Source organism: Streptomyces sp. NPDC057877 (assembly GCF_042796855.1).
In the GTDB taxonomy this organism is placed as follows: domain Bacteria; phylum Actinomycetota; class Actinomycetes; order Streptomycetales; family Streptomycetaceae; genus Streptomyces.
In genome coordinates this window covers 240,491-254,959 of the sequence record NZ_JBHVMS010000009.1, presented here as the reverse complement: position 1 = coordinate 254,959, position 14,469 = coordinate 240,491, and the positions used below count along the sequence as shown (strand labels likewise).

Below are 14,469 nucleotides of genomic sequence, written 5' to 3'. Positions count from 1 at the left end.
AAAGACATGACCATGGAAATGACGATGACCACCCGGTGTGCCATCTCCGTGCGGTGGCAGCACCTGCGAGTGGTCATCGTCGTCGTCCTGGTGATCCTGGGTGTACTGACCCAGGGCCAGGTCGGCATGACACTGATCGACCCGCTTCTCCAGGTCAGGTGAGGGGAATCCATGATCCCCTCGTGAGGGCGGCCACCGAAACCGGGGGCCGCCCTTCGCCTTGTCAGGCTAGCGCGTGATGGAAACCGTTGAGTAGCGCATTGCCAAATCCCCGCTAGAGCTACGAATTGAAGGAGCGTCACGATCACACGGAGAGAATTCTTCGAAACGCGGCACCGTCGAATTCCTCCGGAGCGCCGACCGGAACGCCCTCCGCCTCGGTCCACGCGTGGAAGCGGTAAGGATCGATCGCCGCCCCAAGACACCACACCACGCGTCGCCTGGTGAACGCCAGCACCAGCAGCGTGGCGAGCGACAGTTCCAGACAGGCGGCGCGTCCCGGATAGAGCACACCTGCCCGCCGTACCGCCGCCAGCGCGGCGGCGGCCTGCGAGGAGGTCGCCTCCGCCCGGCACCACCCGCGCTCGGTCCACCCCACCACACGCACGAGGGTCCGAAACGGTGCGCGGATCAGCAGTAGCGCGAGCAGCAGGCCGAGGGCGCCGAGCAGCGTGCCGCACACGGCGCGGATCCTTCGGGCCCCGTCCGACCCGGGCCGGTCCGCGGCCATGGGCACCTCGGCGCCGACGGCCGCGTTGCCCGGCCTCGGCACGCCCGCCTCTCCCGCCTCGCAGCGGGCCACCGCCAGCAGTCCCCGGCTCGTGAGATCGTCGAACAGGCGTCGGGCGTCGTCCCGGATGACCTCGTGGTACGGCTCCGGATAGCGGTCGGCCATCACCCGCACCCCGGAGTCGAAGTCCTGGCTGCGCCGCCACTCCTGCCACAGCGTCCGCGCCACGGGATTCATCGCGAAGCAGTGACCGGAGCGGACGTCGAGCAGCACACTGCCGCCGTGCGGCACGCGGCTCTCGTGCACATGGTCGGGCACGCTCAGCAGGGGCATACGGCCTCCTCGCCACGGTCTCGGGCAGACATCCACAGATCCACGCCCAGTAGGCGGTTGAGCGCGGGAAACGGCGCGGGGAGCCCGGCCGCCGCCCGGTCGAGAGAGGCGATGACCCGGGACGGCTCCACGATCCCGAGGTCGGCGAGCGGTGACCGGGTCAGCCGCGCCCTGAGGTCCGCCGCGGACCGGCGGACACCGAGGTGGTCCTCGGCCGCGTAGTCGCCCTTGGTGCGCCGCCGCAGCACCGGGCCGGGGACCAGACCGCCGAGTGCGGCGGCGAGCAGCGGCTTGACGGTGAACGGGTCGGCCTTGTCCGTCACCGGCAGGCTCAGACAGGCGCGGACGACGTCCCCGTCGAGGAAGGGTGCCTGGGGCCACACACCGAAGTCGCGTGCCACGTCGACGAGTTGGCCGTGCAGCGCCGCGGAGTTGTGGAGTTCCGCGAGGACCGCCCGGGTGCCCGGCGTCAGCCCCGTCGGATCGCGGCGTTCCGACTCGGCACGCTCCCTGGCCAGTTCGGCGAGGTCCCGACGCGCCCGGCCGGTCAGCCAGGCCGCCTCGGGGCCGGGGGGCGGCCACCAGGCGATGGCGTCCGGCCACTGCACCGGACGGGACAGCGGGTTCTCGATCCGCACGGCCAGCTCCCGCAACGCGCTGTCCATCGGTGTCCGCGCCAGGCGCAGCGCCCGTAGCGCGACAGCCGCTGGGGAGACGTGGCGCAGTCGGCCCAGGGCGTGGGCGTCGCGCAGGAGTCGGCGCAGCCCGGCCGAGGCGGCCAGATCACCGAGAAAGGCGGGCGGTGCGGCCAGCAGCGCGTCCCCGCCTTCGCCCGTGAGATGAACCGTGCCGCCCTCGCGCGCGATGTGCGCGAGCCGCAGCCGCAGCCTCGTCACGGTGGCGGTGGCCGGGTCGGGCTGGTCCGGCACCCCCCGCGCCTCCATACGGCGGTAGGGCAGCGACGTGCCGTCGCCCCGGGTGACATGGAGCCGGATCCGGGGCGCGACCCCGGCGTGCCGCAGCGCGTGGTCGAGGTCGCCCGCCGGGGCGTCGGGGTGGTGGTAGACGAACGCGTCCAGCGGCTCGGGCGCCAGGTCGGCCGCGAGGAAGGCCAGCGAGGTGGAGTCCATTCCCCCGCTCAGGTCGGAGGTGACACGGCCCCCGCCACGGGTGCGCAGCGTGACGGCCCAGGTCAGAGCGGACCGCAGCCGAGCCGCGGCCTCCTCGAACCCGACCCCGTCGACCGGCCCCGGCCTCGCGTACGTCCAGCGGGTGACGGCACCGGACGGTTCGACGCGCAGTGCCTCCCCGGGCCCCAGCCGCCGTACACCGGCGAACGCGGAGCGACCCTCGACGAGTTCCGGCACCGAGGGGCAGACGATGTGCGCGGCGAGCGCCGCCGGGTCCGGGGTGCCTCCCGTCCCCGCGAACGCCGCCACCGCCGTGGCCAGGGTGGATACGACCGTACGCCCGTCGCGGGCCGCGTAGTGGAGCGGGAACTGACCGGCCGGGTCGGTGTACGCGGTGACCCGGCCGCCGTCCTCCGCGACCAGGAGCAGATAGGCGCCGGGCCAGCGCGTCAGCCGCTCCCAGTGGCCGTCCCGGACCGAGCGTTCCAGGTCCTCCCGCATCCGCTGGGGGTCGGCCAGACACCGCCCCACGGCGACGAGCCGGGCGCGAGCGCACTCGGCGCCGCTCACCTCACCGTCGTACCAGGTGCCCCAGGACCACAGCCGGTCGTCCGTGGACCAGACCCGGTCGGCGGGCCGGGACGGTAAGTGCCCGGTCGGCGGCAGGAACCCGGCGATCGCGGGCCCTGGGGTCAGACGGGGGTCCCGGGCGGCCGGGGGAGCGGCGTGTGAGGGGACGGACATGAAGGCCACGACGGGCTCTACCAGTAGTACTGGGCATTGGCGTCGGCGCTGCCGCTGGGCGAACTGCCCAGGGTGACCTCTCGGACATGGCCGAGATCGATCAGTGACGGTGCCTCATAGGGAACCGCGGCATCGAAGGGCGGGGAACCCGGGCCCGTGCGGGGCTGTTCCGCACTCTTGCGCTCGCGCACGAACCGGGCGTACAGGAATGTGGTCAACGGGGCACGTGTCATCGGGCCGCCTCACGGTCATGGGCACGACTGCCGGGGGAATTCGAAAGCCAAGAGGCCGTCAGGATAGCGACTGCTCTCCGCGGGCAGGTCATGAATCGGAAAGGCGTCGGCGGTGCGGTGCGGCGGTCGGCATAAGCCCCGGCGGGGGAGCACTGGTTGCCTTTGATGACGGGCATTCACTCATTCGAAGCCAAAAGGAGATTCCCTGCGGGTCCCTTCATCACTTTGAAGGGAGGCGGCCGGAAATCCCGGGCTCAGTCGTCGGCCGTCCCTGCGGAGGGCGCGTTCTCCTGGCCCCGTAACCCAAGGACGAAAGCGCCCTGGGCCTCCGCCTTGGTGCCCAGCTCGCTGCGGGTGATGTCGAAGCCGTTGCCGTAGGCGACCGCGCCCGGGAGCGCGAAGCGGTGCAGGGTCTCCCGGCAGCCCTCCAGCAGGAGATCGCACTCGGCCAACTGGCCCCCGATCACGATCAGATCGGGGTTGAGGAGATTGCACAACTGGGCGAGCGAACGGCCCAGCATGCGCCCGGCGTCCTTGATGACACGCATACAGACGGCGTCGCGCTCCCTGGCGGCCCGGATCACGTCCTCCAACTGCTCGAACGCCGCGGCGCTGGTCCGATGGCGGGCGGCACGGGCCTGGGCGATCAGCGGCTCGGCGCCGATCACGGTCTCCAGGCAGCCGCGCCCACCGCACTGGCACACGGCGCCGTCCGGGTCGACGGTGAGGTGCCCGATCTCTCCTGCCATGCCCCCGCGCCCGCGCAGCACGCTGTTGTGCACGATGATCCCGGCTCCGACACCCGTGGAGGCCTTCACATAGACGACGGTCTCGGCGTGTTCCCGCGTCCCGTAGGTCTGTTCCGCCAGCGCGCCGAGGTTGGCGTCGTTGTCGATCACGGCGGGCACCCCGAGGAACGCCCGGAGGTCACCCGCGGGGTCGTCGCCCGGCCGCCAGGGATGCAGGATCGGTGGCGTGAAGGCGCCGGTGCGCGGGTTGATCATCCGGGGTACGGCGATACCGACCGAGAAGACGTCGTCGCGCCGTCGGCCGGTCTCCTCGACGGCCTCGACGATCAGGTCCTTGACGACGGGGAGCGCGCGTTGCCACCCCCGGCTGACGCCTTCCGCGTTGACCCGGACGGCCACCTCGTCGAAGTCCTTGTCGAGCCTGCGGGCGACCACCGTGACATGGTTGAACCCCAGGTGGACCCCCACGCCCACCTCGTCGAGGGGAACCAGGCCGACCTTCCCGCCGCGGCCCTGGCCCTCGCTCCCCGTGCCCTGGGTGAGTCCGGCCTTACCCAGTTCCTTCACCGCGGCCGAGACGGTGGCCTGCGACAGGAGCGTGCGCCGCGCGATGCCGACCTGGGTGTCCGCCTTGATCGCGACGGCCAGGAAGACCTTCCTGCGGTTCGCTCCCCGAGTGGCCGTCCCCGGGAACTGGTTGAAGAAATCACGAACATCGGCCATCGAGCCCCCCGATCGCTGCTCGCCCCCGCGAAGCTTCGTCAGCTGATACGCACGGTAGCAGGTGGATCTTCGAATTGAACTCTCGGTCACTTCGATTAAATCCACGTTCCTTTGCGGCCGCCAGGAGCCCGGCATGCGAGCGCGCGACCGTAACGAATCGAAATTGACCGAAAATGTAAGTCCTGGTATCTGAGAGCCTGTTGACCCGGCGGAAGGATGGTGCGCGGATGGCGTTCGGACTCGGCTTCCACCCGTTGCTGCTCGGGGTCCGGTTCCTGCTGGAACTGACGGCCCTCGTGTGCTTCGGCATCTGGGCCTGGCGGGAGACGCCCTCCGGCCTCCAGTACGTGGCGGTGATCGCCGTCCCGTTGCTCGTCGCCGCGCTGTGGGGGGTCTTCGCGACGCCGGGTGACGAGTCACGCTCCGGCAGGACCGTCGTGGCGACCCCCGGACCACTGCGGCTGCTGCTGGAACTGGCCGTCTTCTTCGGCGGGGCGGCGGCCCTGTACGCGGCGGGAGCGCGCACCGTCGCCCTGGTCTTCGCCGCGGTGCTGACGGCGTATCACCTGCTGGCATGGGACCGGGTGGTGTGGCTGCTCGGGAACCGCGCACCTCGTCACTGAGACCGGCGCAGACCGGCGATGAGGAGTTCCACCAGGCGCCGCGCGTCGTAGTCGGGATCGCTCTCCGCCCCGACGCAGAGGTTGCCGACGCCGCGCATGAGTGGGTACGCCGCCAGGTCGGAGTGGATCTCGCCGGATGCGGCGGCGGCCTCGAGCAGTTCGGTGCAGACGGGCAGGAGGCGGTCCAGGAAGTAGGAGTGCAGGGTGTCGAAGCCCGCGCTGTCGGACTGGAACACGGCGGCGAGGCCGTGCTTGGTGACCAGGAAGTCGACGAAGAGGTTGATCCACCGGCCCAGTGCGGCGTACGGGGTCGCGCTGGACGCCAGCAGCGCCGGACCGGCCTCGGCGCAGGCGTCGACCTGGTGCCGGTAGACGGCGATGATGAGGTCCGCCCGGGTGGGGAAGTGGCGGTAGATCGTGCCGAGCCCCACCCCGGCCTCGGCCGCGATGGCACGTACCGGTGCGTCCACGCCGGACGTGACGAAGACCGTGGCGGCGGCGTCGAGCAGGGCCTTCTTGTTGCGCTGGGCGTCTTTCCGGGTGGACCTGGCCACCTGCCCCGCGCCCTCGTCGCTGTCGCTCACCGAGCTGTCTCCTTCCTTGTCGATCTCGTCGATCTGGCCGATCTCGCCGACCTTGGCATGCCGGGCAGCCCTGGGCTTGCCAAAGCGGAACGGTGTTCCGTATCGTTCCTGGTGTCGTTCCGGAACGTCGTTCCGGTTGCCCATGATGCCATATGGAGGACCACAGTCATGCAGTACCGCACCTTGGGCCGCACCGGTGTGCAGGTCAGCGCCCTCGCACTCGGCGCCATGAACTTCGGCCAGATCGGCCGCACCCCCCAGGACGAGGCCACCGCCATCGTCGACTCCGCCCTGGAGAGCGGCGTCAACCTCATCGACACCGCCGACATGTACGGCACCGGCGAGTCCGAGGAGATGGTCGGCAAGGCCATCGCGGGCCGCCGCGACGACCTCGTACTGGCCACCAAGGCGGCCATGCCGATGAGCGACGACCGCAACCACCGGGGCAGCTCGCGCCGCTGGCTGGTCACCGCCCTGGACAACAGCCTGCGCCGCCTCGGCGTCGACCACGTCGACCTCTACCAGATCCACCGCTGGGACCCGGCCACCAGCGACGAGGAGACCCTGTCCGCCCTGACCGACCTGCAACGCGCGGGCAAGATCCGCTACTTCGGCTCCTCGACGTTCCCCGCGTACCGCATCGTGCAGGCGCAGTGGGCCGCCCGCGAGCACCACCTGAGCCGCTACGTCACCGAACAGCCCAGCTACTCCATCCTCCAGCGCGGGATCGAGTCCCATGTGCTGCCGGTGACCGAGGAGTACGGACTCGGCGTGCTGGCATGGAGCCCGCTGGCGTCGGGCTGGCTGTCCGGCGCGGTCCGCCGGGGCCGGGACATCGCCACCCACCGCTCGGCCGTCCTGCCGGACCGCTTCGACCTGACCGCCCCCGCCAACCGTGCCCGGCTCGACGCCGTGGAGCGGCTCGCCGAGGTCGCCGACGAGGCGGGCCTGACGATGATCCAGCTCGCCCTCGGCTTCGTGACCGCGCACCCCGCCGTCACCAGCGCGCTGATCGGCCCCCGCACCCTGGACCACCTGCACTCCCAGCTCGCCGCCGCGGACACCGTGCTCCCCGCCGACGTACTCGACGCGATCGACGAGATCGTGGCCCCCGGCACCGACCTCGCCGCGCACGAGAAGTTCGACACCCCGCCCGCCCTCCTCGACCCGGCCCTGCGGCGCCGCTGACCGCAGGACCGGGCGGGTCCCGGGCTCAGGTGAGAACGACGAGCTGCTGGGTCGCCCGGGTCATCGCCACGTAGTGGTCGACCGCTCCCTCGACGCCCTCGCCGAACCTCTCCGGTTCGACGAGGACGACCAGGTCGAACTCCAGCCCCTTCGACAGCTCCGGCGTCAACGACCGCACGCGGGACGTCGTCGGCCGGAAGGCGGGATCGCCGATGACACAGGCGACCCCCTCGGGATGCGCGGCGAGCCAGGTGTCGAGGACCGCGCGGAGGTCCGACACGGCGCCGTGGACGACGGGGATGCCGCCGCTGCGGACGGAGGTCGGCACGTTGGCGTCCGGGAGCACGGCCCGGATGACCGGCTCGGCCTCCGCCATGACCTCCTTGGGCGTGCGGTAGTTGATGGTCAGCGAGGCCACCTCGATCCGGTCGAGCCCGATCCGCTCCAGCCGCTCCTCCCACGACTCGGTGAACCCGTGCCTGGCCTGGGCACGGTCACCGACGACGGTGAAGCTCCGGGACGGACAGCGCAGCAGCAGCATCTGCCACTCCGCGTCGGTCAGTTCCTGTGCCTCGTCCACGACGATGTGCGCGAACGGGCCCTCCAGCCCGTCCCGTTCGGCGCCCGGCAGCGCCGTCTCGTCGATCAGACTGTCCTGGAGGTCGCGTCCGCGCAGCATGGTCACCGCGCCCTCCCCGTCGTCATCGGCCGCGAGCACGCTGTCGATGACGTCGGCCACGCGGGCGCGCTCGGCCGCGACGGCGGCATCACGCCTGCGTCGGCGCTGCTCCGCCCGCGGGTCACCGATCCGCTGCCGTGCCGCGTCCAGGAGCGGCAGGTCGGACACCGTCCAGGCCTGGGGTGCCGCCTTGCGCTGGAGCGCGCGCACCTCGTCGGGGCCGAGCCAGGGGGCGCACATCCGCAGATACGCCGGGACCGACCACAGGTCCCCGACGACATCCGCCGCGTCGAGGATCGGCCACGCCCGGTTGAGGGTGTCGACCAGCTCCCTGTCGCTGAGTACCGCCTTGCGGAACGACTCGGCCGGAACGTCGCCGCCGTGCTTGTCGGCGAGGATCGTGACCAGCTCCTCCAGGACCTGACCGCGCGCCTCGTTGTGCGGTGTACCGCGCCCCGGCGCCCGGAACGCCTCCGCCCAGTCGTCGGCGCTCAGCCGGATGTCGCCCCAGTCGGTGGTGACCGTCATCCCCTCCGCGGGCGGCTCCTCGTAGAACCCGACGGCCGTCTCGATCGCCCGCACCATGTCCGCGGAGGACTTCAGCCGCGCGACGTCCGGACCGGTCTCGGCCGCCGCGCCCGCCCCCTCGGCGACGAGGTCCCGCAGCACACAGGTGCGCACCCCCTCCTCGCCCAGGCTGGGCAGGACGTCGGCGACGTAGTCCAGGTACGGCCGGTGCGGACCGACGAACAGCACCCCGCCCCGGCGGTGACTGAGCCGGGGGTCGGAGTACAGCAGGTACGCCGAGCGGTGCAGGGCGACGACGGTCTTGCCCGTGCCGGGACCGCCGTCGACGACGAGGGCGCCGCGGGAGCCCGCCCGGATGATGGCGTCCTGGTCGGCCTGGATGGTGGCCAGCACGTCCCGCATCCGTGCCGACCGGCTGCCGCCCAGGCTGGCGATGAAGGCGGACTGGTCGTCGAGCGCGGCGTTCCCGTCCAGCCCCTCGGCGGTGAACACCTCGTCCCAGTAGTCACTGATCCGCCCGCCGCTCCAGCGGTACCTACGGCGGCTCGCCAGCCCCATCGGGCTGGCGTGCGTCGCCGCGAAGAAGGGCTCGGCCGCGGGGGAGCGCCAGTCGACGAGGAGCCGACGCCCCTCGCTGTCGGTGAGACCGAGCCGCCCGATGTACAGGGGCTCGGGGTCGTCGGCCGTGACGATGCGGCCCAGGCACAGATCCAGACCGAAGCGCCGCAGCGCCCGCAGCCGTCCGGTCAGCTTGTGGATCTCCACGTCCCGCTCCAGCGCCTCCCGCCCGGCACCACCGGGCGCCCTGCGCTCGGCGTCGAGCCGGTCGGACACCTCGGCGATCGACTGCCGGAGGCTCTCCGCGACGGCCGCGAAGTGCTCCTCGTCGCGGCCGATCAGCTCCGCACCGGCCTTGGGGGAGAGGCGGTCGGAGAGGTCGAACGCGCTTGTGGTCAGGGGGTTCAAGCAAGGACTCCGATCTGAGATGTCAACAGATCGGCGATTGTGCGGCACCAGGGGGGCCTTGCCGCAAGGCCCCCCGTGAGCTATAAGTTGAGAGTGGCAAGGAGCGTCTGACCTCCTTGCCTTCGTCGTTTCACCCCTCGTCCCGGGCCTCGAAGCGCACGCGGAACGTCTTCGGCCAGTTCTTTCCGGTGAGCAGGAACTCGTCACTCCCGGGCACAGCGGCGATCCCGTTCAGCACCCCCGCACGTTCACCGCGTCCCCACAGGCCCGAGGCGTCGATGTCCGCGGTCACGCGCCCGCTGTCCGCGTCGACCCGCACGATCCGGTCGCTCCCGAAGACATTGGCGTACACGCTCTCGCCCACGCACTCCAACTCGTTGAGATACCGCACGGGTCGGGCGTCGCCGCCCGGCTCGGTGACACGAACCCGGCCGACGGCCGCCAGCGTCCCCGCATCCCGGTACGTCAGCCAGGCGGAGCCGTCGCTGGTCACCACCCGCTGACGGCTGGCCTGGTAGCAGATCCCCCACCCCTCGTCCGGGTAGGGGACGCGTCGGATCTCCCGGAGCGTGCGCGCGTCCCGCTCGACGGCGACTCCATTGCGCCAGGTGAGCTGCCACAGCCTGCGGCCCACGACCGTGAGACCCTCACCGAAGAACTCCGCGGGCAGGCGCAGACGGATGGCCGGAGGCTTCCCGGGCGCCCCCACCGCGACGGTGGACCTCCCGAACCTGCCCGTGCTCTCGTACAAGCGCCCGCCGCGCACCTCCAGCCCTTGGGTGTAGGCCCGCGGATCATGGTGGAGTACCTCGACGACGCGGACCTCCTGGGTGGCCGCGCCGGGACCGGGTGACGGTACGTCACCGGCCACGCCGAAGACCGCGGCCAGCGCCGCGACGAGCAGCCAGGTGCGGGTGGGGTGAGGAGCGCCCATGGCGCCTACCGTGACAGAGCAGGTGCCGTCCCGTGCTCAAGGCGGGGCTGATTTGACGCGCGCGAGATGCGAGTGGTTAATTACTTACATGAGTGAGGCGAGAGTGCGGCAACGCTCCACGGCGGACGAACGCAGGGCCACCGTGATGCGGACGGCGATCAGGGCGTTCGCGGAACGTGGCTACTACGGTACGTCCACCTCGGACGTCGCCAAGGCGGCCGGGATCTCCCAGGGGTACCTGTACCGGCTCTACCCCGACAAGGAGGCCCTGTTCGCCGCGGTGATCGAGCACTGCTCGACGGTGCTGCGGGAGGCGGCGGCGGAGGCGGTCGCCAAGGTCGCGAGCGGCGACCCCGAGGCCGTCATGGCGGCGCTGGCGTCGTCGTACGGCGATGTCGTCGCCGACCGGGACGTCCTCATGATCCTCATGCACGGCAACTGCGCGGCGTCGGTCCCGGCCATCGGTGAGGCCGTACGGGACTGCTACGCCCGCCAGGTCGAGTACATCCGGGCGGCCTCCGGCGCGTCGGACGAGCAGATCAGGCGCTACTTCGGCGACGCGCTGCTCAGCAATGTGCTGCTGGCGGCCGGTGCGTACGACCTGGACGCACCATGGGTGCGCACCCTGCGCACCCTGCCCAGCTGACCGCTCACCCTCACCTCTGGCCGCTTCGGCGGCCATTTTTTCCGCCCATTATGTAAGCGGTCAACCGCTTACATGCAAGAAAGAAGAGACCCCATGTCCACACCCAGCCGGGTCAGCGTGAAGGGGAGCGGGCCACTGCTGGCCCTCCTCGCCTTCGGGCAGTTCATCAGCGCGATCGACTACAACATCGTCTATGTCGCCCTGCCGGAGATCGGCCGCGCCGTCGGCTTCGACGCGCACAGTCTCCAGTGGGTGATCAGCGCCTACGCCGTCGCCTTCGGAGGCTTCCTGCTGCTCGGCGGCAGGGCGGCCGACCTGCTGGGCCAGCGCCGGATGTTCACCGTCGCGCTGACCCTCTACGGCCTCTCGTCCCTGGTCGGAGGCCTGGCCACCCAGCCCGGGGTGCTCGTCGCGGCGCGTGCGGTCCAGGGCCTGGGCGGCGCCCTGCTCCTGCCCGCGACCCTCTCCCTCATCGCCACCAGCTTCCACGAGGGCCCGGCACGCAACCGCGCCCTCGCGATCTGGGGCGGCGCGGGGGCCGTAGGCCTGGCACTCGGCTCGCTGCTCGGCGGCATACTGACGGAGTACCTCGGCTGGGAGGCCGTCTTCTACGTCAACGTTCCGCTCGCCCTGGGCGCGGCAGCCGCCGCCTTCGCCGTCATCCCGGCCGACCCGGCGCGGGAGCGGGGCCGAGGCTTCGACCTCGGCGGGGGCCTGACCGCCACGGCGGGCTTCACCGCGGTCGTCTTCGGGGTGGTGCAGGGCCCGGAGGAGGGCTGGACGTCACCGCAGACCCTCGTCTCCCTCCTCGTCGGCCTCGCCCTGGTCGGCGTCTTCCTCGCCGTCGAGGCCCGTACCCCCCACCCCTTGATGCCGCTGCGCCTGCTCCGCAACCGCAGCCTGGTCGCCGCGATGGGCATCACCTTCGTCTTCATGGGCACGTTCGGCGCGCAGTACTACTTCTTCACCGTCTACCTCCAGAACGTGCACGGCTACGGCGCCATGGCCACCGGTCTGGCCTTCCTGCCGTCGGCACTGACCGGCATGGTCGGCACCCAGGTCAGCGAATGGCTCCTGGGACGCACCGGCGTACGGACCACCATCCTGACCGGCCTCCTCCTCGGCGCCGGAGGCATGACCGCCCTCGCCCTCGCCCTGTCCGAGACCGGCGGCTACGCCTCCCTGCTGCCCGGCATCGTCCTGCTCAGCCTCGGCCAGGGGCTCTCCTGGACCGCCATGTTCGCCGCCGCCGGAACCGGCGTCGACGCCCGCCACCAGGGCATCGCCTCCGCCATGGCATCCACCACCCAGCAGATCGGCGGCGCCGTCGGCCTCGCCGTCCTCGTCGCGGTCGCCGGAGCCAGCGCGGACGCGACATCCGGCCCCGCCCTGGTCCCCGGCCTCCGCACCGCGGGCCTCACGGCCGCCGCCCTCACCCTCCTGGGCGTGGCGACAGCCCTGACCCTGCGCCGCCCGCCCACGCCCGCCATCGCTCACGCGGCTCCCACGGACGACGCACGTCCGGCGCGCGAACGGGCCAGCCACTCGCCCGCTCGCCAGGAGGATTAGAACGACGCCGGTCTGTCCACGTCTGTCCACTCGAAGGGCATGGCTCGGTCCGACGACGAGGTCGCCGCGCCGTGCGCCGAGTACGCGGACCTGATCGCGATCACCGGCGGAGAGGCGTACAAGGCGGGTGTACGAGAAGGCCGCCCGTGCGGTGAGCGGCTACCACGCCGACGTGGCCACGCCCGACGCCAAGGGTCTCCAGAGATCCCGCATGTCGGCAGGTCACCACTTACGAGCGACCGCTGTCCGAGCCGCCCCGTGCATGGACGGTCGCCGCCCCGTGCATCGACGGTCGCCGCCCCGCCAGCGAGGTCGACCGTCGCCGAGGTCAACCCGTCGTTGCGCGAGCCCGAGCGGAAGTGGCGGCTTCCGCCGCCTCCTGGAACTCGGCGATGGCACCGCCGTAGTCCCTCGCCCAGTTCGTCAGGACCTCGATGGGCTCGACGAGGGTCCGGCCGAGGTCGGTGAGGCGGTACTCGACCCGCCGCGGGACCTCGGCACGGCGTTCGACCAGACCGTACTGCCCGAGCCGACGCAGCGTCTGGGTGAGGACCTTGCGCGAGATGCCGCCGATGAGGTCGACGAGTTCGCCGTGCCTACGAGGCTGCTGACTGAGCCCGAAGATCACGAGCACGGCCCATTTGTCGGAGAGGATCTCGACGGCCAAGCGCGTGGGGCAGTCGGCGAGGAAGGATGATCCAGCCACGTTCCGCATGGACGTCGAAGGTACCAGGAGGTAACCCGCCGCTCCGTAACGTCGCCCGCGAGCAACGAAACCAGCACCAAGGTCTGGCTCGCCGACCGGTACACCAGCGACACCCCGACCTACGAGTACACCTACCGGGTCGCCGAGGAGAGTCCCGTCGCCGTCGGCACAAAGACCATCGGGAACAACGGCGCCCAGCTCACCTCGTACGTCCTCTACGACGGCTTCCTGCGGCCCCGCCAGAGCCAGGACCCCGGGCCCGACGGCGGACGCCTGCTCACCGACACCTTCTACGACGAACGCGGGCTGACAAGCAAGGAGTTCCTCTCCTACTACACCACCGCCGCACCCACCACGAGATTGGAGGAGCCGGAGAACGCGCTCGCGGTGGAGACCCAGAACTGCTACCTCTACGACGGCCTGGGACGACAGACCGAGCACCGGCAGATCTTCGGCAACGGCGACGGCGGAAGGCGGTGAGCCCTGGACTTTGGTGATGTCGGGTCCGGGGCTGGGGCCCGAAGGGTTCATCCGCGCTGAATCTTCCAGCCTGAGCGACTGCCTCGAACAGGGGTTCACCCGGTTGCGTTCCCGGCCCGGCGACTGGGAATGGCTGGCAGAAATCTCATAGCCACTGAGCTTCTTCAGCGTTGCAGCTCCAGTGTGAGGACTGCCTTGGCGATTGACGTCATGCGGTTGGGGCTGCAGCGGGACCTGCGGAAGATCCGCCAGGACTTCAGGCGGGCGACGCCGCGTTCGACGGGTGCTCGTGCCGCGGCCAGGGCACGGTTGCGGGTCCTGTCGGTGGGAGTGAGTTCCTGGAAGGGCTTGGGCTTGATGCCGGTGGTGAGCCATGGGCCGGCGCCCTGGTAGGCGAGATCGGCCACGATCGGAACGCCCTGGCGCTCGCAGATGCGGATGATCCGGTGGGTGCGTGCGGCAGTCAGGTCGTGAGTGCGGCCCGGCAGAGCGGGCGAGAGCCATAACAGCCGGCCGCAGGGATCGGTGACAACCTGCACGTTCACGCCGTGGCGCCGGTGTTCGTGGGAGTAGTCGGCCCGGCCGTCGCCGACCCGGTCGCACTCGGCGAGGGTGCCGTCGAGCAGGACGAAGTCGGGTTCGTGCTCGCGCAGTGTCTTCAGCAGACCTGGGGCACGCGCGGCGAGCTGGTCGACGACCGCGCTGGTGTAGGCGTGGGCGGTGGACTCGCTGATCCCGAACCCGGTGGCGATCTTCGCCAGAGTGATGTGTTCGCGCAGGTACACCAGTGCCACCATCGCGCGCTGGGACGGCCGGAGCTTGCAGCGCCGGTCGTCCTCACGGGTGACGATCAGCATGGTGACCCACTCCACGAGTGCATGCGGCAGGTCGAGTGCGGCAGGATGGATGACCAACGAGGCCCCC

At 71.1% G+C, this 14,469-nt stretch carries 14 protein-coding genes and 1 pseudogene; 6 read left to right on the top strand and 9 right to left on the bottom strand.

Annotated elements, in window-relative coordinates:
- The first annotated feature begins 6 nt into the window (after positions 1–6).
- Positions 7–162 (top strand): hypothetical protein, encoded by a 156-nt coding sequence (locus tag ACFVQG_RS27875; RefSeq protein WP_383388533.1) that lies wholly within the window; start codon positions 7–9, stop codon positions 160–162.
- Positions 163–304: 142 nt separating this feature from the next.
- Here ACFVQG_RS27875 and ACFVQG_RS27870 read toward each other — a convergent pair whose 3' ends face one another.
- The 4 genes from ACFVQG_RS27870 to ACFVQG_RS27855 form a co-directional block, all read right to left on the bottom strand.
- Entirely contained in the window at positions 305–1,063 is a 759-nt protein-coding gene (locus tag ACFVQG_RS27870) for a lasso peptide biosynthesis B2 protein (protein WP_383388531.1), read from the bottom strand.
- Entirely contained in the window at positions 1,051–2,937 is a 1,887-nt protein-coding gene (locus tag ACFVQG_RS27865; RefSeq protein ID WP_383388837.1) for an albusnodin/ikarugamycin family macrolactam cyclase, read from the bottom strand. Before ACFVQG_RS27865 ends, ACFVQG_RS27870 begins: the two co-directional genes overlap by 13 nt.
- A 17-nt stretch (positions 2,938–2,954) precedes the next feature.
- A complete protein-coding gene (locus tag ACFVQG_RS27860; protein WP_383388529.1) occupies positions 2,955–3,155 on the bottom strand; it encodes a lasso RiPP family leader peptide-containing protein in 201 nt (66 codons plus the stop codon).
- 269 nt (positions 3,156–3,424) lie between these two features.
- Complete coding sequence (locus tag ACFVQG_RS27855) at positions 3,425–4,642, bottom strand: ROK family protein (RefSeq protein WP_383388527.1); 1,218 nt, start codon at positions 4,640–4,642, stop codon at positions 3,425–3,427.
- Positions 4,643–4,869: 227 nt separating this feature from the next.
- On the opposite strand from ACFVQG_RS27855, the gene ACFVQG_RS27850 reads away from it, so the two are divergent.
- Entirely contained in the window at positions 4,870–5,265 is a 396-nt protein-coding gene (locus tag ACFVQG_RS27850) for a YrdB family protein (RefSeq protein WP_383388525.1), read from the top strand.
- On the opposite strand, the gene ACFVQG_RS27845 is transcribed toward ACFVQG_RS27850, so the two are convergent.
- On the bottom strand, positions 5,259–5,849 hold the full coding sequence (locus ACFVQG_RS27845; RefSeq protein ID WP_383388835.1) for a TetR/AcrR family transcriptional regulator: 591 nt from the start codon (positions 5,847–5,849) through the stop codon (positions 5,259–5,261). The two genes, ACFVQG_RS27850 and ACFVQG_RS27845, sit on opposite strands and share 7 nt — an antisense overlap.
- Positions 5,850–6,017: 168 nt before the next feature.
- On the opposite strand from ACFVQG_RS27845, the gene ACFVQG_RS27840 reads away from it, so the two are divergent.
- The gene (locus tag ACFVQG_RS27840; protein WP_383388523.1) at positions 6,018–7,037 is read left to right on the top strand and encodes an aldo/keto reductase; all 1,020 of its coding nucleotides are present in this window, start codon (positions 6,018–6,020) and stop codon (positions 7,035–7,037) included.
- A 25-nt stretch (positions 7,038–7,062) separates the two neighbouring features.
- On the opposite strand, the gene helR is transcribed toward ACFVQG_RS27840, so the two are convergent.
- Both helR and ACFVQG_RS27830 read right to left on the bottom strand, forming a co-directional pair.
- Complete coding sequence (helR, locus tag ACFVQG_RS27835; RefSeq protein WP_383388521.1) at positions 7,063–9,210, bottom strand: RNA polymerase recycling motor ATPase HelR; 2,148 nt, start codon at positions 9,208–9,210, stop codon at positions 7,063–7,065.
- A 130-nt stretch (positions 9,211–9,340) separates the two neighbouring features.
- On the bottom strand, positions 9,341–10,144 hold the full coding sequence (locus ACFVQG_RS27830) for a glutaminyl-peptide cyclotransferase (protein WP_383388520.1): 804 nt from the start codon (positions 10,142–10,144) through the stop codon (positions 9,341–9,343).
- 88 nt (positions 10,145–10,232) lie between these two features.
- Here ACFVQG_RS27830 and ACFVQG_RS27825 point away from each other — a divergent pair, with 88 nt between their 5' ends.
- The 3 genes and pseudogenes from ACFVQG_RS27825 to ACFVQG_RS27815 form a co-directional block, all read left to right on the top strand.
- The gene (locus ACFVQG_RS27825; RefSeq protein ID WP_383388518.1) at positions 10,233–10,790 is read left to right on the top strand and encodes a TetR/AcrR family transcriptional regulator; all 558 of its coding nucleotides are present in this window, start codon (positions 10,233–10,235) and stop codon (positions 10,788–10,790) included.
- Between the two features lie 93 nt (positions 10,791–10,883).
- Entirely contained in the window at positions 10,884–12,359 is a 1,476-nt protein-coding gene (locus tag ACFVQG_RS27820; protein WP_383388516.1) for an MFS transporter, read from the top strand.
- Between the two features lie 39 nt (positions 12,360–12,398).
- Positions 12,399–12,584, top strand: a pseudogene (locus ACFVQG_RS27815) (helix-hairpin-helix domain-containing protein); the annotation flags it as partial.
- A 103-nt stretch (positions 12,585–12,687) separates the two neighbouring features.
- Here ACFVQG_RS27815 and ACFVQG_RS27810 read toward each other — a convergent pair.
- Both ACFVQG_RS27810 and ACFVQG_RS27805 read right to left on the bottom strand, forming a co-directional pair.
- On the bottom strand, positions 12,688–13,074 hold the full coding sequence (locus tag ACFVQG_RS27810; RefSeq protein WP_383388514.1) for a winged helix-turn-helix transcriptional regulator: 387 nt from the start codon (positions 13,072–13,074) through the stop codon (positions 12,688–12,690).
- Positions 13,075–13,709: 635 nt separating this feature from the next.
- The gene (locus ACFVQG_RS27805; RefSeq protein ID WP_383388512.1) at positions 13,710–14,459 is read right to left on the bottom strand and encodes a transposase family protein; all 750 of its coding nucleotides are present in this window, start codon (positions 14,457–14,459) and stop codon (positions 13,710–13,712) included.
- Between the last annotated feature and the right edge of the window lie 10 nt (positions 14,460–14,469).